A 24,351-nucleotide genomic window follows, 5' to 3' on the forward strand; every position below is an offset into this window, starting at 1 on the left:
GCGCAGGACGCTAGGCCCCGGCCTTGTCGGGATCGTCGTCGAAGTGCGCTTCGGCCATCACGGGCTCGTAGTCCCAGGGGAAGACGAAGAGCGCGTCGGTGGACATGCCAGCATGGTCCGGCGTGAAGCCCTCCGGCCGCGCCACGAGGCACGCCGTCTTGATCTCCTTCGCGCCCATCTTGCGCGCGAGCGCCGTCGCCAGCTCCAGCGTGTCCCCGCTGGACGCGATGTCGTCCACGATGAGCACGCGCAGGCCCTTGATGGCCGGGGGCATCTCCTCGCTCACCTGCTGCTGGGCGCGGTTCTTCGTGCGCTCGACCTTGTCGCGGCTGCGGCGGCTGATGCGCACGGGGAAGAACTGGCAGCCGAGCGCGCCCGCGAGCGCCCCGCCCACGTACACGCCGCCATGGGCCACGCCCACCACCGCCTGCGGCTCAAAGGACTGGCGGATGGTGCGCGCCAGCTTCTGCACGGAACGGTCGAACTCCGCCCACGACAGCTCCACCACCCCGTTGGGCTTCTGCCGGGATTGGTCTCGGCCGGTGGGTTGGCGCGGGGCCTCCACCTGGGGCGCGAGCACCAGGTCGTTGGGGATGGAGACGATCTTCTCCGCCTCCTGCTTCTGGGCGGCGGACGGGATGGGCTGCTTCGGGGAAGGGTTGCGCTGGTCCTGGGACTTCGGCCCAGGCGCTGCCCGCTTGGTGGCCACGGCGAAAGCTCCGGGTGAGGTGCGGCGGCCTTGTCATATCCCGGGCCTCGCGCCCTCGCCACAACCGCCACGCCTGCTTCCTCGGAGGGGGGGAAGCAACGAAGCATCGTTGGGACGCAGAAGATGGCGGCGTCAGACGCTCCCCTCGGTCAGCATCTGCTGGATTTCCACGCCCGGGATGACATAGCGCGTCGTGCAGAACTGGCACGTGGCCTCCGCCTGGCCTTCCTTCTCCAGCAGGTCCTGGAGCTCCTCGCGGCCCATCGCGAGCAGCGCGAGCTTCACGCGGTCGCGGCTGCACGAGCAGGTGAAGCGCAGCGGGTAGCGCGACATCACCTCCAGGTCCGCCTCCGGCACGAGCGAGCGCAGGAGCGTCAGCGCCCCGTCCTCCGCGTGCGCCCGCACCGCCGTCTCGAATTGCGCCCGCAGGCGGGGCCCCAGGGCCTTGAAGGCCTCGCGGTCCCCGTTGGGCAGGGGCTGCACGAGCAGGCCGGCGACGGTGCCAAGCGCGTCCGGCTTTCCCTCCACCACGCCGGGGAGCTGGACCATGAGCAGGTGCGAGGGCACCTGATCCGACTGGTGGAAGTAGCGCTCCAGGTCCGCGACCAGGTCGAAGTGCTCCAGCTCCACGGACGAGCGGTAGTACTCACCGCCGCCCTGGTCGCGCAGCACGGACAGGAACCCGTGGTTCCCCAGCACCGGGCGCCAGTGGTAGCTGCCCTCCGTCCCCACGTACTCCACCAGGGTGTTCTTCACGTAGCCGCGCACGACGCCGTTCGCGTCGCCGTCCACGAAGAGGCCGCGCAGGGGGCCGTCGCACTCCAGCTGCAGGTTGACGCGGGAGTCCGTGCCCTTGCGCAGCGCCCCCATCAGGGCCGCGGCGGTGAGGCCCTGGGAGAGCAGGGCCGCGGAGGCGGGCATGCTCTGGTGCGCGGCACGGGCCTGGCGGGACAGGACGCTGGTGGTGGCCAGCATCAGCCGCAGGTCCGACGCCTTCAACAATCCACTGACGAGCTCATCGGGCATAAGGGTGGTTGTTAGCGTGCCCCACCCGGTCGCGCCCGCCAACGGAAGAGGGCCGGGGACAAGACGCCCGCCCGGCGGCCAGCAGCCGGGACGGGGGGCTGGCATCGGCGGGGCTTATGAGTCGGTGTTCCCCCGCTGGCACACACGGATGCGGAAGAAATCCAGCCCGCGCGGCGGAACGGCTATAAACCGCCCCCTGGCCGTCATGACCTGGCCCTGACTTGGGCGCGCGCGGGGTTCCACACCCCACCCTTCGCGTGCCCGCGCTGGAGACTCGATGAGCACCCAAGCCACCGCCGAAGCCATCACCGACCGGACGCCCCTGTTGAAGTCGCGGCTGGGTTCGTTCCTCGCCGTGGTGCCCCTGAGCATCTGGGTCATCAACCATCTGTGGGACAACCTGTCCGCCTTCAACGGCGCGGCGGCCTGGCAGACGTCGGTGACGCAGTACGCGAACCCCTTCGCCCAGGCGTTCACGTTCCTCATCGTCATGCTGCCGCTGCTCATCCACACGGCCTGGGGCCTGGTGCGCATGTTCAGCTTCAAGCCCAACAACCTTGCCTACAGCAACTACGGCAACCTGAAGTACCTGGTGCAGCGCGTGGCGGGCCTGGGCGTGCTCGCGTTCCTCGGCGCCCACATCTGGCTGGCCTTCCTGCACCCGCGCCTGATGGAGGGTGGCCCGGAGCCGTTCGCCGACATCGCGCGGGAGATGCACCACCACGGCCCCACGCTGATGGTCTACCTGCTGGGCACGCTGGGCACCGCGTACCACCTGGCCAACGGCCTGCAGACCTTCGCCATGGGCTGGGGCATCTTCGCCAGCGACCGCTCCATGCGCCGCTTCGAGCCGGTCTCCATCCTCATCTTCCTCGTCCTGCTCGCCATGGCCTGGGGCAGCATCTACGCCCTCTACACCGCGGGCGCCGCGTTCCCCCCGGAGCTGGACCACTAGCGCGAAGCAGCAGCGCACGCTCCCGCCGAAACACGACCGGCCGCCCCTGACTTCCAGGAGCGGCCGGTTCGCTTTTCAGGGGGCCGTGGGCCCGGCGTCAGAACGGGATGTCTTCGTCCGCGCCGCCATGGCTGCCACCGCCCATGCCGTCGTCCATGCCCATGGGCGGCGACGGCTGACCGTACTCGTCCCCGCCGCGCGCGGGCGCGCCGTTGCCCTGCGACCGGCGTCCACCACCAGCACCGGCACCCGCGCCGCCGCTGTAGCCCTCACCGGCGTCACGTCCGCCGAGGAAGGTCACGGAGGTGGCGACGACCTCGGTGGTGTAGTTCTTCTTGTTCTCCTTATCCATCCACTCACGCGTCTGCAGACGACCTTCGACGAAGCACTGCCGTCCCTTCTTGAGGTACTCGCCGCAGAGCTCCGCGAGCTTTCCCCAGACGACGATGCGGTGCCACTCGGTGCGCTCCTGCTTCTGGCCGTTCTTGTCGTTCCAGCTCTCGCTCGTCGCGATGCGGAAGTTCGCCACGGCCTGACCGCCCGGGGTGAAGCGCACCTCGGGGTCCGCGCCGAGATTGCCGATGAGAATGACCTTGTTCACGCCTCCAGCCATGGTTCCTCCCTAACGAGACCTGGCCCACCAAGGGCCAGGTACAACCCGCGGGGACACACGCCCCGACAGGTCCTTCAGCCCATAGCATCCACCACTGACATTCCCCCCGCTAGAAAGCAGCCACGGGAGGCGGGGACGGACGCCCGCCTGTCCTCCGGGCGGAAAAAGGGCCCGGATTCCAGGAGGTTGGAAGGGAGGAAGCGGACGGCTACCCGCCGGGTCGGCTCTCCGCGGTGGCGGGCGCGCCGGGGCTGGACGACGCGGGGGCCACGACCTGGACGGGCTGGGACTTCTGGGCGCGGGCCTCCGCGGACTTGGTGGTGAGGGTGGTGTCCAGGCCCTTGGCGAAGCTGACGACCTGGGGGTCGGTGCCCGTCGTGCCCAGCTTGCGCAGCGCCTTCCAGAAGGGGTGCTCCGCGTCGCCGTTGCGCACCAGCCCCATGGCCAGCAGGGTGGTGGCGGCGTCGCGCTCCGCGGGGCTGGAGGTGCGCAGCGTGGACACCAGCTCCTGGGGCGCCGTGCGGGCCACTTCACCCAGGCCGCTGGCCATCTCACCCTGGGCATCCACGTCCCCGGAGGTGGCGGACGCGCGGCACAGCTCCATCACGCGGGCCATGGCCTCCGTGTTGCCGCCCGCGGCCAGCTCCACCATGGAGCTGACGCCAGGCACGCCCACCGACAGCGTGTGGGCCACCTGGCGCAGCCGCCCGTAGACGTCGTCGCCCGCGGAGTAGCTGTCCAGGAGCGTGCGCGTGCCCAGGTAGTCGTGCGGGTTGGACTGGTAGAGGCTCTCCGCCAGCACGGCGCGCACGGCGGGGTCGCGCTCGCTGCGCCACGCGGTGCGCAGGAAGCCGATGTTGCGCTGATCGCGCTGCTTGCCCAGCTCCAGGTACGTCTTGATGCGGTTGGCGACGTCGCCCGTGCCGCCCGCGACGGCCTTGGTCCCGTCGGAGAGGGCGGCGACAGCGGTGCCGGGCCCGAGGGTGGAGCCGGTGGCGGCCACCGCCGCGCCCAGGGCGTCCATGCCCGCGACGACGGGGCCGGCGCGGCCCGCGTAGTCGTTGACCATGATGGAGAAGGAGAACTTCTCCCCGCCCGCGGACTGCACGTAGCCGCTGAGCGCGGAGACGCCTTCGAGGGTGCCCGTCTTGGCGCGCAGCCGGCCCACGGCGTCGGTGCCGTCGAAGCGGTACTTGAGCGTGCCGTCCTTGCCGGCGATGCCCAGCGAGGACAGGTACTCCGGGGCGAGCGGGAAGCGCTCGTACATGTGGCGCAGCAGGCGGTCCATCTGCGCGGTGGAGAAGCGGTTGGCGTCGTTGAGGCCGCTGCCGTTCTTCATCACGTAGGTGCCGCGCGGGATGGCGACGTCGCGCTCCAGGAACTCCTCCACCACGTCGATGCCCTTGGCGAACGAGCCCGGCGCGCCGCGCAGCTCCGCGCCCATCGTCTTGAGCAGGGTCTCCGCGACGAAGTTGCTGGACAGCTTGTTGAGGCGCTTGAGGACGATGTCGAACGTGTCGGACTGGGACACGTACACCGCGCGGGCGCGCGACGGCGTCAGGCCCTGCTTCACCTTGCCCTTCACCTTCACGCCGCGCGAGACGAGCAGCTGCTTGAGCGTGCCGCCGAAGTACAGGGGCGGGCTGTCGATCTTCTTCCAGACGCTCACCGCGCCGCGCTCGTCGGGCACCTGGCCCTTCACGACGATCTTCTGCCGGTCCCCGAACGCGTCGGACTTCACGGACACGCGCCGCGCGCGGCCGGGGCCGCTGGTGACGGTGCTGTCCACGATGAAGAAGTCGCTGGGCGGCTCCATGTCCACCACGGCCTTGCCGCCGGGTCCGGAGCGCACGTAGACGGCCACCGCGTTCCAGTTGAGGCTCACCGCGCCGGTGGGCGCCATGTACGCGCGGTCGGAGTCCTCCTGATCATAACCGGGCGGGGTGCGCTCGGTGTCGAACCAGGAGTCGTCCACGACGATGTCCTGCACCTCGCGCAGACCGGCGTGGAGCAGCTCGGAGGTGATGCCGTACAGGCGCTCCGTGGTGATGGTGGGGTCGCCCTTGCCGCGCACGTAGAGCGTCTTGACCTTGCCGTCGGCGGGCAGCTCCGGCTCGACGAGGAACTCCGTCTCGTAGCGGTACTCCGGCCCCAGCGCGACGAGCGCGGCGGAGGACGTGACGAGCTTCACGTTGGAGGCGGGGTTGAGCAGTTCGTCCGCGTTGTGGCTGAACACCACCGTGCCGTCGTCCAGGCTCTGCATGTGCACGCCGACGCGGCTGCTCTTGAGCGCGGTGCGCTGCATGACCTGCACGAGGGCGTTCTTCAGCGCCTCGCGTTCAGCCTTTTTGTCAGAGGACGACGACGCGGCAAGGGTGGCGGACGGAAGCCACAAGGCAATGGCGGTCGCTGCCCAGAAGGGTCTGGCTCGAAAAACCTGCACGCACGCTCCGGGGAAATCGCGTTCCATTATGCGGAAGGGATGAAAGGGGCGGCAAGGGCGGGGGGTGGATGCGTGCGGGCATCGCCCGCCTGCCTGCTTCCTGGAAACAGAGAGGATGCTGGCGCAGCATGGAGGCTCCGCCTGACATCCGCCCGTGACAGAAGCCATGCCTCCCCTGCCCTTCCGCGCCGTCCGGGTGCTCTCCGCCGCGCTGGCCCTGATGCTCTACGCCGGCTGCCGCGAAAAAGCGCCCCCCGCCGGCATCACGGTGTTGATGGAGGCCCCACCGGACACGTTGGACGATCGCTTTGCCCTCACGGCCCATGGACAGCGGCTGGCGCAGCTCATCAGCCCGGGGCTGCTCACCTTCGACGACGCCAGCGCACCCGTGCCCCAACTGGCGGAGTCCTTCCACGACGTGTCCCCCACGGTGGTGGAGTTCCGCCTGCGCCCGGGGCTCACGTTCCATGACGGGAGCGCCCTGACCGCCGAGGACGTGAAGGCGACCTATGACAGCCTGAGGGATCCGAAGCTGGGCAGCCCCAAGCGGGAGCGGTACGAGCCGCTGGAGCGGGTGGAGGTGGTGGACGCCCGCACGGTGCGCTTCCACCTGAAGCGCCCCTATGCGCCGCTGCTCGCGGAGCTGTCCGCGGCCATCCTCCCCTCGGAGCGCACGGGCCCGGAGGGCATCGAGGCCCAGGCGACGCACCCGGTGGGCGCGGGCCCGTTCCGGTTCGAGTCCTGGCCGGACGAGGAGCACCTGACGCTGATTCCCTTCGCGGGCTGGCACGGTGGGACGCCCGCGCTCTCACGGCTGACGTTCCGGGTGGTGCGGGACGAGACGACGCGGGTGCTGGAGTTGCTCAAGGGCCGGGCGGACCTGGTGGTGAACGCCGTGTCCCCGGCGGTGCTGCCCACGCTGCGGGAGGCGCCCCACCTGCGCGTGGTGACGAAGCCGGGCACGGGCTTCACCTACGTGGGGCTCAACCTGCGCGAGGGGCCGCTCGCGGACGTGCGCGTGCGCCAGGCGCTGTGCCACCTCATCGACGTGCGCCCGCTGGTGGAGCACAAGCTGCATGGGCTGGCGGAGCCCGCCTCCAGCATGTTGCCCCGCGAGCACTGGGCGTTCACGGCCACGCCCGCGTGCGGATATTCGCCAAAGGAGGCGGCGCGGTTGCTGGACGCGGCGGGGTATCCGGATCCGGACGGGCCCGGGGGGCGGCCCCGGCTGACGTTCACCTTCAAGACGAGCACGGACCGCTTCCGGCGCGCGGTGGCGCTGGTGTTCAAGGAGCAGCTCGCGCAGGGCGGCGTGGCCGTGGAGGTGCGCGCGCTGGAGTTCGGAACGTTCTTCGAGGACGTGCGCCGGGGTCGCTTCGAGTTGTTCACGTTGAAGTGGGCCGCGGTGATGGAGCCGGATCTGCTGCGCGGCGCGTTCCACTCCGGGAACATCCCCGGGCCGGAGAACCACTGGGGAGGGTTCAACCGGGGCGCGCTGAAGGACCCGGCCCTGGACCGGATCCTGGAGGCGGCGACGCAGGCGCCTCGCGAGGAGCGGCGGGCGCTGTATGCCCGGGCGCAAGAGGAGCTGGATGCGGTGCTGCCCGTGATTCCCCTCTGGCACGAGGCCAGCGTGGCGGTGGTGTCCTCGCGGCTCGCGGACTTCGTCCCCAGCGCGCATGGCCTGCTCACGCCGCTGGCGAGGGCGCGGGAAGTGACCTCCCCGAGTGGCCTCGGGAGGGCACCGTGAGGAGCCGCATTGTTTCGGCGCTCATCGCGCTCGTCGGTGCGCTGCTGCTGGTGTCGCTGTTCCTGCACCTCGTGCCCGGCGACCCGGTGGACGTGATGCTGGGCGAGCAGGCGACGCAGGTGGACCGCGCGGCGCTTCGGCGGGCCGTGGGGCTGGACCTGCCGTGGTACGCGCAGCTGTGGACCTTCGCTCGGGACCTGGCCACGGGGGAGCTGCGCACGTCGCTGCCTCCGTTCCAGCGCAAGGTGCTGCCCGCCCTGGGCGCGGCATTGCCGTACACGCTGCTCCTCACGGTGGCGGCGATGGCGGTGTCGCTGCTCCTGGCCCTGCCCCTGGGGGTGATGGCGGCGGCGCGGCGAGGCACTCCGGTGGACGCAGCGGCGATGGGCGTGTCGGTGGCGGGCGTGGCCCTGCCCCGCTTCTGGCTGGGCCCGGTGCTCATCATCGTCTTCGCACTGAAGCTGGACTGGCTGCCGGTGTCGGGCGCGGAGTCGTGGCGGCACCTCGTGCTGCCGGCCTTCACGCTGGGCACCGCGCTGGCCGCGTTCCTCGCCCGGTTGACGCGCGCGACGATGCTGGAGGCGCTGCGCGAGGACTACGTCACCGTGGCCCGCGCCAAGGGCCTGTCCCCGAGCGTGGTGCTGTGGAAGCACGCCTTCCGCAACGCCCTCCTGCCGCTCGTCACCGTGCTGGGCCTGGAGTTCGGCGCGCTGCTGGGCGGCGCCATCGTCACGGAGAAGGTGTTCGCGTGGCCGGGCATGGGCACCCTGCTGCTCACCGCCATCGAGAAGCGCGACTACAACACCGTGCGCGCCACCGTGCTGCTCTTCACCTTCTGCTACGTGCTCGTGAACACGCTCACCGACGCGGCCTATGCGTGGGTGGATCCTCGCGTGCGGAGGCGCTCATGAGGGGGGCCGCCCGCCGCTTCCGGTTGCAGTCCTGGGGTGCCCGGTTCGGGCTCGCCGTGGCCTGTGTCTGGGTGTTCACCGCGCTGTTCGCCCCCTGGCTCAGTCCGCATTCGCCGGACGCCATCGACCTCACACGCGAGCTGTCGCGCCCGGGCCCCGGCCACCTGCTGGGCACGGCGGAGAACGGCATCGACGTGCTCACCCACGTGCTCCACGGCGCGCGCGTGTCGCTGGTGGTGTCCTTCTTCGCCGTGCTGCTGTCGGCCGCGCTGGGCATCACGCTGGGCGGCATCGCGGGGTATGCCGGAGGGCTCGTGGACGAGGGGCTGATGCGGCTGGTGGACGTGCTGCTCGCCTTCCCCGGCATCCTGCTGGCGCTGTTCATCACCGCCGTGCTGGGCCCCAGCCTCTCCAACGTCGTCTTCGCCCTCTCCTTCAGCGGCTGGACGGGCTACGCACGGCTGACGCGAGGCCAGGTGCTCACCCTGCGCGAGCGCGACTACGTGCAGGCCGCCCGTGCCCTGGGCAGTGGCCCTGGCCGCATCCTCTTGCGCCACGTGCTGCCCAATGCCGCCGGGCCGCTGCTCGTGCAGGCGACGTTCGCGCTGCCGGGGGCCATCGTCGCGGAGGCGTCCCTGAGCTTCCTGGGGCTGGGCGTCCCCCCGGGCACTCCGTCGTGGGGCGCGCTGGTGGACCAGGGGACGCAATACCTCCTGGTGGCGCCGCACGTGGCCCTCTTCCCCGGCATCGCGCTGGCGCTCACCGTGCTGGGCTTCAACCTGCTGGGCGATGCGCTGCGCGACGCGCTGGATCCTCGCCACGAAGGGCCGTGACTTGAAGGCTCCGGGCGTCCCTGGCATCAAGCCTTCGCGGAGGTGACGAAGACATGAAGGCCGTGGTGCAGCGGGTGCTGGAAGCGTCGGTGACGGTGGACGGACAGCGCGTGAGCCAGATGGGCCCCGGCCTGCTCGTGCTCCTGGGCGTGGGCAAGGGCGACACCGACGCGGACCTCGCGTGGATGGTGGAGAAGATCGCGCTGCTGCGCATCTTCGAGGACGCCGACGGGAAGATGAACCTGTCGCTGGAGGACACGTCCCGGCAGCTCATCGTCGTCAGCCAGTTCACCCTCTACGGGGATGCGCGCAAGGGCCGCAGGCCCAGCTTCATCGACGCGATGGAGCCGGAGCCGGCCAAGGCCCTCTACGAGCGCGCGTGCGAAGCGCTGCGCCAGCGCGGCCTCACCGTGGGCACCGGCATCTTCGGCGCGGACATGAAGGTCGCGCTCGTCAACGACGGGCCCGTCACCATCCTGCTGGAGAGCCCGCCCAAGGCCGCGGCGAAGCCCCCGGCCTAACGCACGTCCAGCGTGCGCCGGAAGAACGCCACCCCTTCGGCCTTCGTGCGCGTCTGGGAGGCCGCGCGCGTCCCGGCCACGCCGTCCTGGCACAGCATGGCGACGACCTCGAAGCCCTTGGGCTGGCACTCGGGCAGGAAGGTGAAGTGGCCTGCCTCCTCCAGCACCACCGTCGTCGTGGTCTCCGGAGGCATCCGCCCCGACAGTTGAAGGCCGTGCTGCTCGTGCGGCATCAGCTCGTCCCCCTTGGCGAGGATGAGTTCCACCGGCTGCTGGATGTCCGCCGTGTCCTGGGCTTCGAAGGAGGCGGCCATGCCCGGCGCCATCGCGAAGGCCGCCTTCACGCGCGGGTCCCGGTACGACGCGCGCGACTCCTTGAAGTCGATGCGGCGGTAGTCCACGTCGCGCAGGCTCTCGCAGCCAATCTCCTCGCGGGTGCCGGGCGTCGTGCAGCGCTTCTCAATCCATTCCAGGTTGAGCCGCAGCCCCACCAGCGCCATCGCCGTGTAGCCACCCATGGAGTGCCCCGACGCGCCGATGCGCTCCGCATCCACGCGCGGGCCCCACGTCGGGTCCTTCAGGAGGTGGTCGAGGATGACCGTGAAGTCCTTCGGCCGCTCCCAGGCCCTCGCGAAGCCCAGGGGGCTCGTGTCCTGGAACGTGTTGCCCGGGTGGTTCACCGACAGGACGATGAAGCCGTGCGCCGCCAGGTGCGCGCCGAACCAGGACAGGTCGATGCCCGACCCACCGCTGCCATGCGACAGCAGCACCAGCGGCCAGCGCGCCCGGGCGTCCGACAGCGGCGCGTCCTTCGCGGCGAAGAAGGGCTTGAACACCTCCGAGGGCGCGCGGTTGTCCATCGGCGTGCCGGGGGCCACCGGGTACCAGATGAGCGGCTTCAGCGTGCGGCGGCGGACCGGATCCTCGAAGGTCAGCGATTGGGTGAAGCCCACCGCATGGGCCGCGTCCGCCCCGTAGAGCGATGCGTGGTCCGTGCGCGGCGCGCTGTCCGCGGCCTTCTTCGAGCAGGTACAGCCTCCCGACAGCAGCGACGCGGAGACGAGGAACACGGCCGTCAGCCGGCGGAGGGACGCGGGGGCGGCCTGGGAGAGGCGGAGCATGGGCTGGATCCGGAAGGGGCGTGGAGGCCCGAGGAGCATGGCCGGGATGCGACTTCGCGGGAAGGCGTGAAGTCACCGGCACAAGGGCACGGCCTCCGAGGCCCGCTTTCCGGCCCTGGCGCTCCGTTCCACGCGCTCAGCCAGCGCGGGCCGCTACAACCGGACGGTGGTGCCGCGCGTCACCAGGGCCGCCAGCCCCTGCTTCGTCTGCGCCGCAGAGCGCAGGTGCAGGGTGAGCGCCCCCAGCTCGCGGATCCACGTGGCCGCGTTTGGGCCCAGGCCGGAGAAGAGCACGGAGAGCGGCGGCGGCTGGGCCACGCGGCCCGACCAGTACCCCAGCACCTCGTCGCGCTCCGGGAGCACGGGCAGCTTCATGCGCTCCTGCTCCCGCGTCAGCAGCCGCTCCAGCTTGCGCGGCAGGTTCACCTGCCAGTGCAGCACCGTGCGCGCCGGCCGCCAGGCCCAGTCCGCGAAGGCGAAGCGCTCGCGGACCGCGTACTCGCCCCGGCCCTGCGTGACGAAGACGCGGTCCGGCGGGAAGTCCGGGAAGGGGTCCCACTGCCCGGCCAGGAGCGACGCCAGCCCCTGCTCTCCGGGGGGGCGCAGGCGGAAGCTGTCCCGCACCGCCCGCGCGGCCCGGATGTCCCAGTAGGGATAGGCCGGGTCCTCGAGCATCAGCGCCAGGTTGAGCGCCTCGTCCCACTCATCCGCGTAGCCACCGTGCGCCCCGCCCACCTCCCAGCCGCCCGGCGCCTCGCGCCAGGGCTGGAACACGAGCCGGTCCACCAGGTCCATCCACCCGTCCGAGTCCACCGACCCCACGCCCCCCGGCAACGCCGACATGGCCAGCCGCTGACAGAGGGTGAAGGACTGCGGGTCCCCCAGGTGGTTCGACAGCGCCTCCAGCGCCCCGGAGGCATCCCCCATGGCGCGCGCGAAGAACGGCAGCACCAGCTCATGGAAGAAGCGGTCGTTGATGGGACGCAGGACGACGTCCATGGGGGCGTCCTTCCGGGCCGGCCGTCAGGGCCGCGCGTCTTCCTGGACGATGAGGGCGTGGATGTCCGACGACGTCGGGGCCTCCAGGATGGCCGCCCGGAAGCGCGGGTTCTTGAAGAGGCGCGAGATGCGCGCCAGCGCCTTCAGGTGCACGCCCGCGCTGTTCTCCGGCGCCACCAGGGCGAAGAACAGGTGCGTGGGCTTGCCGTCGATGGCCTCGAAGTCCACCCCCGCGCGCGACACGCAGAAGGCCGCCTGGAGGCTGTCCATGCCCGCCAGCTTGCCGTGGGGGATGGCCACCCCCTCGCCAATGCCGGTGCTGCCCAGCTTCTCGCGCTCCTGGAGCACTGCAACCAGCCGCTCCTCGCGCAGATTGGGGTGCGCCCGCGCCAGGGTGGCACTCAGCTCGCGCAGCACTTCCGCCTTCGTGCGGGCCTGCATGTCCGCGACGACTGCTTGGGGGCTGAGGAAATCGGCGATTCTCAATGGCGCTCCCGCACTGGCGCTCCGGGCCGGCAATGATTCCTCGGCCGGCAATTACTCCTCGCACTGGATTCGCGCAAGGGTCGCCTGGGTGGTGCAAAGCGCTTCGCTCACTGAGCGTCAGCCCCCGGGTCTCCCCTGCTTGCCACGACCGCCCCCCGCGCGTGAGCGGCGCGGGGGGGGCCGGACCTGGTACGTCAGGTGCCGGTGGCGGCCACCGGTTCGGATGGCAGGTGCGGCTCGATGAGGCCGAACCCGCCTTCCTTGCGGCGGTAGACGATGGACAGCGCCTGCGACTGCTGGTTCTGGAAGACGTAGAAGTCGTTGTTCATCAAGTTCATCTGCATCACCGCGTCATCCACCGACAGCGACTGGATGGCCAGGTGCGTGGTGCGCACCAGGCGCGCGATGCCCGCCTCGGCCGCCTGCGCCGTGTCGGGCCGGGAGCCGGCCTTGGCCGGAGTCACGGGCGTGACGGACGCCTGGGCGGGCTCGCCGGCCTCGGTGGACTCCAGCGACTCGGAGACCTCGAAGACGTCGTGGCGGACCTTCAGCGTGTTCACCAGGTCCTGGCGGTGGTGCACCTTCTCCTTGCCGTGGTGCGACTTGAGCTTGTCGCGGTAGCGGCGCAGCTGCCGTTCGATCTTGTCCATCGCGAGGTCGATGGACGCGTACATGTCATCGCTCTTCTCACGCCCCCGGAGGACCCAGGCGCCCGAGTGGATGGTGATGTCCGCGTGGTGCAGGTGCCGCTCCAACGACAGGACCACGTGGGCCTCTCCAGCCCGGTCCAGCAGTCGGTTCACCCGTTCGACCTTCTCACGGGCGTACTCCTTCAGGGAATCCGACGCTCCGAACTGACGGAAGGTGATGTTGAGCTGCATGCGTGGCCGCCTCCTAGGGAGAGAGGTAAGCTCCGTCACAGATCAGAGACGGAGCCCACGCCGAAAGCAACCCGTCCCTCCAGGTTGGCATTTCCCGTTCTCGACATGCGCGCGCGCAAGCGACCGCTAGAGGACACGTGTTGTGTCCGTTGCCGGTCAGGGGTGGGGCATTCCGACCCGGGTCCCATTTTCCGACCCGGGCCCTGCCGGAATCCCCCGCGAGGTCCCCCGCGCGCGCCAGCGCCTGCCCGCCCGCCTCCGGAGCACGGCGTCAGGGAACGACGGAGAGCACGAAGTCCTGCGAGTGGAAGATGCCGCCGTCGCATGACGCCACGCCCACGCACTCGCGCACGACGCCGGCCAGGTCCGCGCCCATCGTGAGGGTGTGGTTCGCCTGCGGGGTGTTGGGCGGAATCGTGATGCTCACCTTGCCGCCCTCCTGCGTGGCGGTGAGGTTGGTGGGCGCCCGGCCGCCCTCGCGGAAGAGGACGACCTCGATGGGGCCAGGGACCTCCGTCGCGGGCTCCCAGAGGAACGCGTAGGTCTGCCCCACGCGCAGCCGGTCCGGGGCGCCCTCCCCCTGGAACGTGAACTGGCGCTTGGCCTTGGCGCCCTGGAGCACCAGCCGCACGGTGTGGGTGGCGTCCTGGAGCTGCACGGTGATGTCGCCCACCGGCTCCCGGCTCCACGCGGCCGGGTCGTAGTTGAAGAAGGCGCGGCTGTTCTCGCACGCGTCCGCGCGGCCCCCCACGTCCGACGCGCCGCCCGGCACCAGCGTCATGGGCTCGCCGTTGAAGGTGGCCGTCACGTCGTCGGCGAAGCGCGAGCACGGGCCGCCGTCCTTCGACACCGAGTAGCTGACCGTGAAGCGGTGCGCCCCCTGCGCGTCCGGCGTCAGGACGTCGTCCACGTCCGCCAGCGCGTAGGTGAGCGAGCGGTCCGACAGCTCCGCGAGCGACATGACCTTCGTCTCGCCGCCGCTACAGCCAGCCAGGGACACCAGTGACAGCAGGGTTCCAAACACACCGAGGGCGCGGAGGCCGCCCACGGTCCGACACGTGAAGAGCACAGGGAAGGACATGGCGCGGCCGACCCTAGCTCACTCCCGCGCGAGCAGTCCGGACAGACGCTGCGCCACGGCCGGCCACTCGGTGTCGAGGATGCTGTAGTACGCGCTGTCGCGCACGAGCCCGCCGCGCACCAGCATGTGGTTGCGCAGGATGCCCTCGAAGGTGGCCCCCAGGCGGGCGATGGCCGCGCGCGAGCGCTCGTTCCGCCGGTCCGTCTTCAGCTGCACGCGCATCACCGCCAGGGTGTCGAAGGCGTGGCGCAGGAGCAGGTACTTGCACTCGGTGTTCACCCGCGTGCGCCACGCCCGCCGCCCCAGCCAGGTGGAGCCGATCTCCAGCGTGCGGAAGTCGCGGCTTATCTCCATGAAGCGCGTGGTCCCCACCACGTCCCCGCTCTGCCGCTCACAGATGGCGAAGGGGCGCTCGGTGCCCGCGTCCGCCGCCCGGAGCGCGGCGGCGACGTAGTCCGCCACGTCCGCCTCCGTGCGCAGCACGCGCGAGAAGTGCGCGAACAGCTCCGGCTCGCAGAGCGCCGCGAGCGCGGGCACGTGGGCCGTGGAGAGGGGCACCAGCCGCACCGCCGTCCCCTCCAGGGTGACGGGCGGCACGACGAGGGGCACGAGGTCGCGGCGGGGAGTTTCAGCGTCGGTGACAGGGGCGTGCGGGTCCATGGACCCGCTTCATGCCCCACTTCCGGCCCGGATGTGCAGGGCCGGGTCGCGGGCCTCCGCTAGCTAGTAGTAGCGCTTGCGCTTGCTGCTGGGGAGGATGCCCAGCACCTCGCGGTACTTGGCCACCGTGCGACGAGCGATTTCCGTGCCCTGCGAGCGCAAGAGCTCCACCAGCTTCTGGTCCGAGTACGGGTTGCGCGAGTCTTCCTGCGACACCAGCTGCTTGATGTGGTGCTTCACGGCCTCGCTGGCCGTGTCCTCGCCGGACACGCGGGAGATGGACGAGTTGAAGAAGTACTTCAGCTCGAAGATGCCCTGCGGCGTGTGCACGTACTTGCTCGTCGTCACGCGGCTGACGGTGGACTCGTGCATGCCGATGTCCTCCGCCACGTCGCGCAGGATGAGGGGCTTCAGGTGCGCGATGCCCTTGTCCAGGAAGTCCTTCTGGAACTTCACGATGCTCTCGGTGACCTTGTAGATGGTCCGCTGCCGCTGGTGGATGGAGCGGATGAGCCACATCGCGCTGCGCAGCTTGTCCTGGATGAAGTCCTTCGTCTGGCCGGGGCTCACCGCGCCGTTCTTCAGCGCGTTCCGATACATGCCGGAGATGCGCAGCTTGGACAGGCCGTCGTCGTTGAGGACGACGGTGTAGTCCTCCTCGCCCAGCTTGTAGACGAAGACGTCGGGGGTGATGTACTGCGCGTCGTCCCCGCTGAAGTTGCGGCCCGGCCGCGGGTCCAGCTTCGGCAGCAGCTTCGCCGCCGACACCACTTCGTCCAGGGTGACCTTGAGGTCCTTGGCGATGGCCGGCAGGTTCTTGGACTCCAGATACTTCATGTGCCGCTTGATGATGAGGCCGAGCAGCGCGGCGTGCGGATCCTTCATCGCCTGCAGCTGGATGAGCAGGCACTCCTGCAGGTCGCGCGCGCCGCAGCCCCGGGGCTCCAGGTTCTGGATGCGGCGCAGGGTGCGCTCGGCGACGTGCATGGGCACGTCCGCCTCGTTGGACAGGCGGATGAGCGGGTCGCCTTCGATGTCCGGGAGCTTGAGGTAGCCGTCGTCGTCCAGGTTGCCCAGGATGAGCACCGCCACGCGGCGCTCGGCCTCGTTGAGCCGCAGCGTGCCCAGCTGCTCCTGGAGATGGTCGACCAGGTCCTCCTTCTTCACCATGTTGGCTTCGAACGACGGCAGGTCGTCCGTGGCCACGTTGCCCTTGTTGGAGGCGGTGGTGGGCTCGTTGAACTGGTAGCTGTTGAGGTAGGCCTCCCAGTCAATCTCCGGGGGGCCCTCGCCGTCCGCCTTGAACTCCTGGGCGGTCTCCGGGTTCGCGGAGGGCATGTCGCCGTCGCGGATGGCCTCGGCGTTGTCGGCCTCCAGCGAGGCCTCGCCCGGCTCCTTCTCGCTCACCTCTCCCGGCATCCCCTCTTCGGGCTGCTCCAGGAGCGGGTTCTGTTCCATCTCCTCGCGGACCTGGTCCAGGAGCTCCATTCGCGAGAGCTGGAGGAGCTTGATGGCCTGCTGCAACTGGGGCGTCATCACCAGCTGCTGGGCAAGCTTCAGGCTCTGTTTGAGTTCCATCGCCATGAGGGGGCGTCTCCAGTGGACGGGCATGCCACTTGAATGGAGTTTCCAATCAAGGACCGTGCCAACCTAACAAGGACCCTCGGCCACGTCCAGTGCCCCTCCGCGTGGTTCCTGGATTGCAGTGTGAGAAATCTGCAAGAAATCCAGAAGGTTGCCACAACCCCCGCCTGCCTGCCCGATGTTCAAACGTCGACGCAAAAGCGGGGCCAACTTCACCCGGAGCATCTGGAGGCACACGCAGCGTCTGGATCGTCAGGGCGCTTGTAAACGGAAGCGGTCTCCCAGGTAGACGGCTCTGGCACGGGCGGACCCGGCGATCTGCGCGGGGGTGCCCTCTTCCAGGATTTGCCCCTGTGCGATAATGTAGGCCCGGTCACAGATGCCCAGGGTGTCCTGGACGTTGTGGTCGGTGATGAGGATGCCCAGGCCCCGCTCGCGCAGCAGGTGGATCTGCCGCTGGAGGTCGCCCACGTTGATGGGGTCCACGCCGGCGAAGGGCTCATCGAAGAGGATGAAGCGGGGGGCGGGGATGAGGCTGCGGGCAATCTCCGCGCGCCTGCGCTCGCCGCCGGAGAGCGTCTCGCCCCAGGACTCGCCCACGTGGGTGAGGCCGAACTCCTCCAGGAGGGTGTCGGCGCGCTTCTCCCGCTCCGCCCGGGAGAGCCCCTTCTGGAGCTCCAGGACGGCCAGGAAGTTCTGGCGCACCGTGAGCTTGCGGAAGACGGAGGCCTCCTGTGGCAGGTAGCCCACGCCCCGGCGCGCGCGGCGGTGCATGGGCAGGTGGGTGAGGTCCTCGTCCCCCACGCGCACGCGGCCCGCGTCCGGCGTCACCAGCCCCACCACCATGTTGAAGCTCGTCGTCTTGCCGGCGCCGTTGGGGCCCAGCAGGCCCACCACCTCGCCCGGGGCGACGTTGAAGGAGACGCCCTGCACCACCTGGCGGCGGCGGAAGGCCTTCTGGAGCCCTTCCGCGTACAGCTTCGCGCCATCCGTCATGGCGCGGTGCCTCCCGGCGGCGCGGGCCTGGGCGTCGCGGGGGTCTTCTTGCGGGTGCCGGGGGCGACGGTGGAGTTGGGGGACTCCACGAGGATGCGGGCGTTCTCCACCTCCACGCGCTCGTTGCCCAGCACCAGGCGCACCTTGGTGCCGGTGACGTAGGTGTTGCCCTGGCGGGCCTCCGGGGAGCCCGTCACCACCAGCACGCCGGAGGGGACGTCGTAGTCGGCGCGCTCGCCGCGGGCCTGCCGGTCGCCATCCACGGCGCGCACGTTGCCGGCGCACACCACGCGCGTCACCTGGCGCGGCTGGTTGTAGTAGGCGGTCATCTTGTCGCAGCGGATGTCCATGGTCTGGTGCTTCACCCGCACGTTGCCGGTGAGCACCGCCTGGGCGCGGTCGCCGCTGACGTGGTCCGCGGAGAGGTCCACCGGGTTGCGCAGGTCCATGGGGGCCAGCGAGGCGCCCGGCGCGGGCAGCGGTGCGGGAGGCGTGCCCGCGTCGGGGGGCTTCGGGGCACCGGGCTTCGGCGTCACGGAGCCGGGCTTCGGGGCCACGGCCTGCGTGCCCGGGGCGGCAGGCGGCGTGGCCTGGGCGGCCTGGGCCGGTACGGGCTGGGCCAGGAACAGCGCCATCACGAGGAACTCAATCACTGCGTCGCTCCACCCAGCACGGTCTCGACCGCGCCCTCGAAGGTGAACGTCTCATCCGGGGCGGACAGCACGAAGCGGTCCGCCCGCATCTGGTAGTCGGGGCCCTTCATCGTCACGCCCTCCTCGCCATGCGCCCGCTGCACCGTGGCGTCGTACGTGAGCTTCGGCGTGCGGGCCACCATGCCGTCGCCCGTGCGGACGACGACACCTCCGGTGCCCACCCACTGTCTGGACGCGAGGCTGCCGTCCATATTCGGGGCCGTGATTTCCGTCCCGCCCTCCAGGGGGAGGGGCGAGCTGCGTGTGCCCTGGCCGGGCGGCAGCCGCACGGTCACGTTCGTCGCCTGCACCTCGCCGCCCGCGCGTCGGTAGAGGACGCGCGCGGCGGTGCCAGAGACCACCAGCTTGTCGCCTTCGAACGAGCGCAGGCGCGCGCCCTCCAGCACCACGTCCGGGCGCGGCTCGTTCGCGGCGCCCTCGGCGGGCCGGCGCGGCGCGCAGGCGGTGGCGAGGAGTCCCAGGAAGCTCAAGGCAAGCAGGCGCGACACGGGTCCTTCCTTATCACCGCGACGGGGCGGACGCTGTGTCGGCAAGGGCCGGGCGGGCGTCCTCGGGAGGACGCGTCTTCCACCGTTGGTGCATCCACACCCACTGTTCGGGCGCCCGGCGGATGGCCGCCTCGATGCGCTGCGACAGGGCGGCGGTGAGGGCCTGGACGGCCTGCTCGCGGTCCGTCACCTCCGGGGCAGGCACCTCCTCCATGGTGAGCCGGTAGCCCGGGCCCTCGCGCTGGCAGAAGCCCACCACCACCGCCGCGCCGGTGCGCAGCGCCAGGTCCGCCGCCGCGCGCGGGGTGGCGGCCAGCTCCCCGAAGAAGGGCACGAAGACGGACTGCACCCTGGTGTCCTGGTCGATGAGGATGCCGAGAATCTCCCCGCTGCGCAGGGCCCGGAGCATGGCCCGGGCCGCGCCCTCCTGGCCGCGCCAGATGCTGCGCACCCCGCCCTTCGCCCGGAAGTCCTCCACGAGCGCGGTGAGGCGCGGGTCGCTGGTCTCCTTCGCGATGCTCTGGCTGGGGTAGCCCGCCTTCGCCACGCGCCGGGCGAGCAGCTCCCAGTTGCCCACGTGGCCGGACACGAAGACGACGCCCTTCCCCCGGGCCAGCGCGGCCTCCAGCACCCGCCGGTCCTCGGCGGGCCAGGACACCAGGGTCTCCAGCCCGGCCTCCAGCGCGCGCGTGGAGGCGACCTCCAGGGCGGCGGCGGCCAGGTGGCGGAAGGCGTCACGGGCGAGCGCGTCACGTTCGGCGTCGCTGCGGTCGGGGAAGGCGCGGGCGAGCGACTTGAGGGCCTTGCGCCGCTCGCCGCCGGCCAGGGCATAGGCCCAGCCGCCCAGCGTCATCCCCAGGGCGCGGGCCGTCCCCAGCGAGAGGAACTGGAGCAGGCGCAACATCCCGGCGATGAGCAGGTAGCGCAGGGTACGCTTCAGGCGCTTAGTTAGGGGAGGACGCTCCACGACGCGTCTCCATATCCCATGCGCGAATACAACTTCGACGGCCTCATTGGTCCGACCCACAATTACGCCGGCCTCTCGCCGGGCAACCTGGCGTCACAAACCCACGGGGGCCAGTCCAGCCAGCCCCGGGAGGCGGCGCTCCAGGGACTGGAGAAGATGCGCTTCGTCGCGGAGCTGGGCGTGGGGCAGGCGGTGCTGCCGCCCCAGCCGCGCCCGTCCCTGCGCACGCTGCGCACGCTGGGCTTCACGGGCACCGACGAGGAGGTCATCACGCGCGCCGCGCGCGACGCGGAGCACCTCCTGCGCCTCACCTCCAGCGCCTCCGCCATGTGGACGGCGAACGCGGCCACCGTCGCGCCGTCGGCGGACACCGCGGACGGCCGGGTGCACCTGACGCCCGCGAACCTCACGCAGATGTTCCACCGCGCCATCGAGGCGGACACCACCCACGCGGTGCTGCGCGCCATCTTCGCGGATCCGAAGCACTTCCAGGTCCATGCCCCGCTGCCGGGCGCCGCGCACTTCGCGGACGAGGGCGCGGCGAACCACACGCGCCTGGAGACGCGGGGGCACAAGGCGGTGCACCTGCTCGCGTGGGGCCGCAGCGCGTGGCAGGACGTGAAGGGGCCGCAGCGCTTCCCCGCGCGTCAGACGCTGGAGGCAAGCGAGGCCCTGGCGCGGCTGCACCAGCTGGACCCCGGGCAGGTCGTCCTTCCGCAGCAGCATCCGGACGGCATCGACGCGGGCGCGTTCCACACCGACGTGCTCGCGGTGGGCAACGAGCGCTTCCTCATGCTGCACGCGCTGGCGTTCGTGGACCACCCCGCGCTCCTCCAGACGCTGCGCCAGAAGCTGGGGGCGGACTTCCGCTCCGTGGTGGCGACGAACGACGAGCTGCCGGTGAAGGACGCGGTGAAGGCCTACCCGTTCAACTCGCAGGTGCTGTCGCTGCCGGACGGCACCATGGCCATCGTCGCGCCCATCGAGAGCCGCGAGACGCCCCACGCGCGCGCCTTCCTGGAGCGCGTCGTCGCCGAGGACAACCCGGTGAAGGCGGTGCACTACCTGGACGTGCGGCAGTCCATGAACAACGGCGGGGGCCCGGCGTGCCTGCGCCAGCGCATCTCCCTGACGGACGCGGAGCGGGCCGCCATCACCGCGGATGTCTTCTACTCACCCGCCCTGCACGAGACGCTGGCGGCCTGGGTGCGGCGCCACTACCGCGACGTGCTGCGCCCCGACGACGTGAGGGATCCGCTGCTGGCGCGCGAGACGATGACCGCGCTCGACGAGCTGACGCGCCTGCTCAAGCTGGGCAGCGTGTACGATTTCCAGCAGTAGGCCGTGCGCAAGCCTTGCCTGCCCGCCCTCCGAAGCGCCGGACGGGCGCAGGCAGGCGCGTCCGCCCTGGACCGAATGGCGAATGGCCCCACGCGTCGTCCGGACACACCTTCATGGCAAGGAGGTGACGTCCCCATGATCCCGACCGCCATCCAGCAGTACCTCCGGCGCCATCGCGTCCCCTTCGAGCGCTATGCCCACGCTCGGGCTGAGAGCGCGATGGAGCTGGTGGAGGTCCTGAATGTGCCGAGCTGGCGCGTGGCCAAGTCCGTCATCGTGAAGGCGAACCGACAACCGTGGATCATCGTCGTGCCCGCGCTCGCCTCGGTGGACCTGCGCCAGGTGCGCGACATGCTGGGCGCTCACTCGGTGCGGCTGGCCACGGAGGCCGAGTTCGTCGACCACTTCCCGGGGTGTGAGCCGGGGGCCGAGCCGCCTTTCGGAGAGCTGTACGGCATGCCCGTGGCGATCGATGAGTCGCTCAGCCTCAATGAGCGCCTGCTCTTTCGCGCGGGCTCGCACGAGGAGGCCCTGGAGCTGCGCTTCCAGGACTTCGCGCGGCTGGAGTGGCCGCTGGTCGCGTCGTTCATCCAGCCCCCCTCCGAGGAGTCGCACGCGGAGGACGAGCCCTACCCGGGTTCCATCGAGGAGTCGGGCGCCCAGGCCTGATGTCGTCAGGGGCCGGGGGCGTCGCTGATCCGCTCCTGGCGGCGTGCGTCCACCTGAGCACGCTCGTGGGCTTCCAGCCGCGCTGCCCAGGCCTCGGCCTGGGTGCGCTGGCTGCTTCTTCCGGGCGGCATGAGCCGCAGTCCTTCGTGGACCGACCGCGCCGCCGCGTCATGGCGCGACAGCTGCTCCTGCAGGCGGGCCACCGCGAAGTGGCCGTCCGGGTTGGGCACCAGTCCCACGACCGAGCGCCGCTGCTCCAGCGCGCGGGCCAGCAGCCCCTCGCGCTCGAAGCAGTCCGCCTCCAGTGAGAGCAGCCGCGCGCGCTGCTGGAGGTTCGTGAGGAAGGGCGCCACCGCGGCCAGCGTGTCGCGCGACCGCCGCGTCAGCCCCGCCTCCTGCTGCCGCGCCGCCAGGGAGAAGGCCAGCTCCACGTCCTGGGGGAAGCGCTTCGCGAGGGCCTCCAGGGCCTGGAGCGCCTCCGCCCCCCTGCCCTGCGCGCGCCACACCTCCGCGCGCAGCAGGTGCGTGGCCAGGGCGTCCGGCGCACGTCGCTCCACCTCCGCGCAGGCCGCCTCCGCCGCGGGCAGCTCTCCCTGCGCCAGCCGGCCGCGCGCCTCGTGCATCCACAGCGCCGTGGCGTCGGGCCGCCCCTCGAAGTGCTCGCGCGCCCAGGCGAGCCAGGCCAGCCCCAGCGCGCGACGCTCGGGCACGGCGAGCAGCGCCGCGGCCAGCTCCAGGGCCTGTCCGGGCGCCTCGGACGTGAGCGTCCGCAGCTCCTCCGGCGTGCGGGCCAGGGGCAGCGCTTCGGAGAGGAGCACGCGCGTGTCGCCGGCCTCGTGGGACAGGCGGTATTCGAGGAAGCCCTGCGCGCGCCGGCCCAGGTGCAGGAGCGCGCGCGCCGCCACGCGGTGCGACGGGGCATCGAGCGGACGCAGGTACAGCGCGCGGTTGACGAACGCCAACGCCTCCTGCGCGCCCGCCGCCCCGTCCCTCGCGGAGGCCATCGCCACCAGCCGGTACAGCAGGTAGTCCGCCGGGTGCGCGTCGATGAGCTCGAGCCCCAACGCGCGGACCTCCGCCCCGGGGGCCCGGGCCGACACGCGGTCCGCCAGTCGGGCTTCCGCGTCCACCATCCGCTGAGCGCCCGGCACGAGCGCGACGAGCACCCCCGCCGCGAGCCCCGCCGCCAGCGCCAGCGCGGGGCCCGTGGGCAGCGCCCCCGTCCGCGTGCGCCGGGCGAACATGCGCTCCGCTTCGCGAGGCCGCGCCACCGCGCCCAGGGCCACCGCCACGGCGACGGCGCACGCGGGCAGCTCCAGGCTGAAGTCGAAGAGGTTGTGCAGCGCCAGCGCCGCCACGCCCGACAGCGCCGCCAGGTCCACCGGCCCGTGGCCCTCGCGCCGCACGAGGCGCACGAAGCCCCAGAGGCCCAGCGCCAAGAGCAGCAGGCCCGGCACGCCCCACTCCGTCGCCACCTGGAGCACCGCGTTCTCCGGGTGCGTGAAGGTGTTGGGGTTGGGCTCGGTCTGGTAGCGCGGGAAGGCGGCCTCGAACGCGCCCCGCCCCATGCCCAGCACCGGGAAGGCGCGGGCCGCGCGGGCCATCATCGGCCACGGCTCCACCTTGCCGCGTCGCAGGGACGCCACGCTGTCCGCCGTGCGCGCCTCCGCCCAGAGCTGATCCGCCGCCAGGTACGCGCCCACCGACAGCGTCGCCAGCAGCCCCAGCAGCACCGCCGCGCCCCGTCCCCAGGAAGGCCTGGAGGGCGTGCGCGCCTCACGCCGCTGCTTCGACAGCCAGCCGGCGAGCAGCACCTGCCCGAAGATGAAGAACACGATGCCCGCACGCGACAGCGACAGCAGCACGCCCGCGCCGGAGACGAGCGCCGCCGCCGCGAAGGGCCACGCCCGCGCGCGCGGCTGCTTCGACAGCGCCAGGCCCACCGCCACCGTCGCCGCCAGCCCCAGGAAGCCCGCGAGGTGGTTGGGGTTGCCGAACGGCGTCACCAGCGGCGGCCTCGCGTGCACGTACGCCCGGAGGCCGAACAGCATCTCCACGCCGAAGAGCGCATGGCCCAGGCCCACCGCCGCCACCGCCGCGCCCGTGAAGGCCAGCACCGTCAACAGCCGCTTGCGCGACGCCCGCGCGCGGCACACCTGCGCCGCCGCCAGGAACGTCAGCAGATATGCCCCGTGCTTCGCCAGCTCCCGCCAGGTGGCGGCGGGCTCCAGCGACACCGGCCGGAAGCCCGTGAGGCCCAGCGGCACCAGCAGGTCCTCGCGCAGCGCCGCGGCCTCCGGGCTCACCCACGCGAGCACCGCCGGCGGCAGCGGCACGAGCTGCAACGCGCACAGCAGCACGCCGCCCACGAGTGGCGCCGCGAGGAGCGGGATGCGCGGGGACTCCCCCTGCCGCCGCGCGCCCAGCACGGCGAGCACCGCGGCCAGCCCGGCCAGGACACCCAGCGGCCAGGACACCCAGCGCGCCGCGCCGCCCAGCGCCACCGGCCCCAGCACCAGAAGCGCCGCGAGCGCGGCCTCGGCGGACAGGGTGTACCGGGAGACGCGGCGGGACTCGGGGGCCATGGACAGGGCGGAAGTATGT

The 24,351-nt window shown here is 71.4% G+C and carries 23 protein-coding genes; 7 read left to right on the top strand and 16 right to left on the bottom strand.

Annotated elements, in window-relative coordinates:
* Window positions 1-10: 10 nt before the first annotated feature.
* Together D7X12_RS12505 and D7X12_RS12510 are read right to left on the bottom strand one after the other, a co-directional pair.
* The gene (locus D7X12_RS12505) at window positions 11-709 is read right to left on the bottom strand and encodes a phosphoribosyltransferase (protein ID WP_120625501.1); all 699 of its coding nucleotides are present in this window, start codon (window positions 707-709) and stop codon (window positions 11-13) included.
* A gap of 132 nt (window positions 710-841) precedes the next feature.
* Window positions 842-1,735: an Hsp33 family molecular chaperone HslO gene (locus D7X12_RS12510; protein ID WP_120625502.1), complete on the bottom strand. Its 894-nt coding sequence runs from the start codon at window positions 1,733-1,735 to the stop codon at window positions 842-844.
* Window positions 1,736-2,012: 277 nt separating this feature from the next.
* Between D7X12_RS12510 and D7X12_RS12515 the strand changes: the two genes are divergently transcribed.
* Window positions 2,013-2,690, top strand: a complete 678-nt coding sequence (locus tag D7X12_RS12515) for a succinate dehydrogenase/fumarate reductase transmembrane subunit (RefSeq protein ID WP_120625503.1) — start codon at window positions 2,013-2,015, stop codon at window positions 2,688-2,690.
* A gap of 97 nt (window positions 2,691-2,787) precedes the next feature.
* Here D7X12_RS12515 and D7X12_RS12520 read toward each other — a convergent pair whose 3' ends face one another.
* Window positions 2,788-3,303: a single-stranded DNA-binding protein gene (locus D7X12_RS12520; RefSeq protein ID WP_120625504.1), complete on the bottom strand. Its 516-nt coding sequence runs from the start codon at window positions 3,301-3,303 to the stop codon at window positions 2,788-2,790.
* A gap of 208 nt (window positions 3,304-3,511) precedes the next feature.
* A complete protein-coding gene (gene dacB, locus D7X12_RS12525; RefSeq protein WP_120625505.1) occupies window positions 3,512-5,746 on the bottom strand; it encodes a D-alanyl-D-alanine carboxypeptidase/D-alanyl-D-alanine endopeptidase in 2,235 nt (744 codons plus the stop codon).
* Between the two features lie 166 nt (window positions 5,747-5,912).
* Here dacB and D7X12_RS12530 point away from each other — a divergent pair, with 166 nt between their 5' ends.
* From D7X12_RS12530 to dtd, 4 genes are read left to right on the top strand one after another with little or no spacing between them, the layout of a single operon-like run.
* On the top strand, window positions 5,913-7,496 hold the full coding sequence (locus tag D7X12_RS12530) for an ABC transporter substrate-binding protein (RefSeq protein WP_244224509.1): 1,584 nt from the start codon (window positions 5,913-5,915) through the stop codon (window positions 7,494-7,496).
* Window positions 7,493-8,407, top strand: coding sequence for an ABC transporter permease (locus D7X12_RS12535; protein ID WP_120625506.1), 915 nt, complete (start codon window positions 7,493-7,495; stop codon window positions 8,405-8,407). The genes D7X12_RS12530 and D7X12_RS12535 overlap by 4 nt, the downstream gene beginning before the upstream one ends.
* Window positions 8,404-9,240 carry an ABC transporter permease gene (locus D7X12_RS12540; RefSeq protein WP_120625507.1) on the top strand — a complete coding sequence of 279 codons (837 nt, stop codon included), beginning with the start codon at window positions 8,404-8,406 and terminating at the stop codon, window positions 9,238-9,240. Before D7X12_RS12535 ends, D7X12_RS12540 begins: the two co-directional genes overlap by 4 nt.
* Window positions 9,241-9,293: 53 nt before the next feature.
* The gene (gene dtd / locus D7X12_RS12545) at window positions 9,294-9,761 is read left to right on the top strand and encodes a D-aminoacyl-tRNA deacylase (protein WP_120625508.1); all 468 of its coding nucleotides are present in this window, start codon (window positions 9,294-9,296) and stop codon (window positions 9,759-9,761) included.
* Here dtd and D7X12_RS12550 read toward each other — a convergent pair.
* The 11 genes from D7X12_RS12550 to D7X12_RS12600 all read right to left on the bottom strand — a co-directional run bounded on the left by D7X12_RS12550 (window position 9,758) and on the right by D7X12_RS12600 (window position 19,737).
* Window positions 9,758-10,882, bottom strand: coding sequence for an alpha/beta hydrolase family protein (locus tag D7X12_RS12550; protein WP_120625522.1), 1,125 nt, complete (start codon window positions 10,880-10,882; stop codon window positions 9,758-9,760). The genes dtd and D7X12_RS12550 overlap by 4 nt on opposite strands.
* A gap of 153 nt (window positions 10,883-11,035) precedes the next feature.
* Entirely contained in the window at window positions 11,036-11,881 is an 846-nt protein-coding gene (locus tag D7X12_RS12555; RefSeq protein ID WP_120625509.1) for a hypothetical protein, read from the bottom strand.
* A gap of 24 nt (window positions 11,882-11,905) precedes the next feature.
* Window positions 11,906-12,367, bottom strand: a complete 462-nt coding sequence (locus D7X12_RS12560) for a PTS sugar transporter subunit IIA (RefSeq protein WP_120625510.1) — start codon at window positions 12,365-12,367, stop codon at window positions 11,906-11,908.
* A 194-nt stretch (window positions 12,368-12,561) separates the two neighbouring features.
* A complete protein-coding gene (hpf, locus tag D7X12_RS12565) occupies window positions 12,562-13,248 on the bottom strand; it encodes a ribosome hibernation-promoting factor, HPF/YfiA family (RefSeq protein ID WP_120625511.1) in 687 nt (228 codons plus the stop codon).
* Window positions 13,249-13,519: 271 nt separating this feature from the next.
* A complete protein-coding gene (locus D7X12_RS12570) occupies window positions 13,520-14,329 on the bottom strand; it encodes a hypothetical protein (protein WP_244224510.1) in 810 nt (269 codons plus the stop codon).
* A gap of 18 nt (window positions 14,330-14,347) precedes the next feature.
* Window positions 14,348-14,989: a GNAT family N-acetyltransferase gene (locus D7X12_RS12575; RefSeq protein ID WP_120625512.1), complete on the bottom strand. Its 642-nt coding sequence runs from the start codon at window positions 14,987-14,989 to the stop codon at window positions 14,348-14,350.
* Between the two features lie 63 nt (window positions 14,990-15,052).
* Window positions 15,053-16,573, bottom strand: a complete 1,521-nt coding sequence (gene rpoN, locus D7X12_RS12580) for an RNA polymerase factor sigma-54 (RefSeq protein WP_120625513.1) — start codon at window positions 16,571-16,573, stop codon at window positions 15,053-15,055.
* A 252-nt stretch (window positions 16,574-16,825) separates the two neighbouring features.
* Window positions 16,826-17,569, bottom strand: a complete 744-nt coding sequence (gene lptB, locus D7X12_RS12585; protein WP_120625514.1) for an LPS export ABC transporter ATP-binding protein — start codon at window positions 17,567-17,569, stop codon at window positions 16,826-16,828.
* Entirely contained in the window at window positions 17,566-18,222 is a 657-nt protein-coding gene (locus D7X12_RS12590) for an LptA/OstA family protein (RefSeq protein WP_120625515.1), read from the bottom strand. The genes lptB and D7X12_RS12590 overlap by 4 nt, the downstream gene beginning before the upstream one ends.
* Window positions 18,219-18,770, bottom strand: coding sequence for an LptA/OstA family protein (locus tag D7X12_RS12595; RefSeq protein ID WP_120625516.1), 552 nt, complete (start codon window positions 18,768-18,770; stop codon window positions 18,219-18,221). Before D7X12_RS12595 ends, D7X12_RS12590 begins: the two co-directional genes overlap by 4 nt.
* Window positions 18,771-18,783: 13 nt before the next feature.
* Window positions 18,784-19,737, bottom strand: a complete 954-nt coding sequence (locus D7X12_RS12600) for a lysophospholipid acyltransferase family protein (protein WP_120625517.1) — start codon at window positions 19,735-19,737, stop codon at window positions 18,784-18,786.
* 18 nt (window positions 19,738-19,755) lie between these two features.
* Here D7X12_RS12600 and astB point away from each other — a divergent pair, with 18 nt between their 5' ends.
* On the top strand, window positions 19,756-21,078 hold the full coding sequence (gene astB / locus D7X12_RS12605; RefSeq protein WP_120625518.1) for an N-succinylarginine dihydrolase: 1,323 nt from the start codon (window positions 19,756-19,758) through the stop codon (window positions 21,076-21,078).
* A gap of 135 nt (window positions 21,079-21,213) precedes the next feature.
* The gene (locus D7X12_RS12610; protein WP_120625519.1) at window positions 21,214-21,747 is read left to right on the top strand and encodes an aminoacyl-tRNA deacylase; all 534 of its coding nucleotides are present in this window, start codon (window positions 21,214-21,216) and stop codon (window positions 21,745-21,747) included.
* A gap of 5 nt (window positions 21,748-21,752) precedes the next feature.
* On the opposite strand, the gene D7X12_RS12615 is transcribed toward D7X12_RS12610, so the two are convergent.
* Window positions 21,753-24,351: O-antigen ligase family protein (locus tag D7X12_RS12615; RefSeq protein ID WP_439329362.1), on the bottom strand; the 2,599-nt coding region annotated here is incomplete at its 5' end.

Source organism: Corallococcus sicarius, assembly GCF_003611735.1.
In the GTDB taxonomy this organism is placed as follows: domain Bacteria; phylum Myxococcota; class Myxococcia; order Myxococcales; family Myxococcaceae; genus Corallococcus; species Corallococcus sicarius.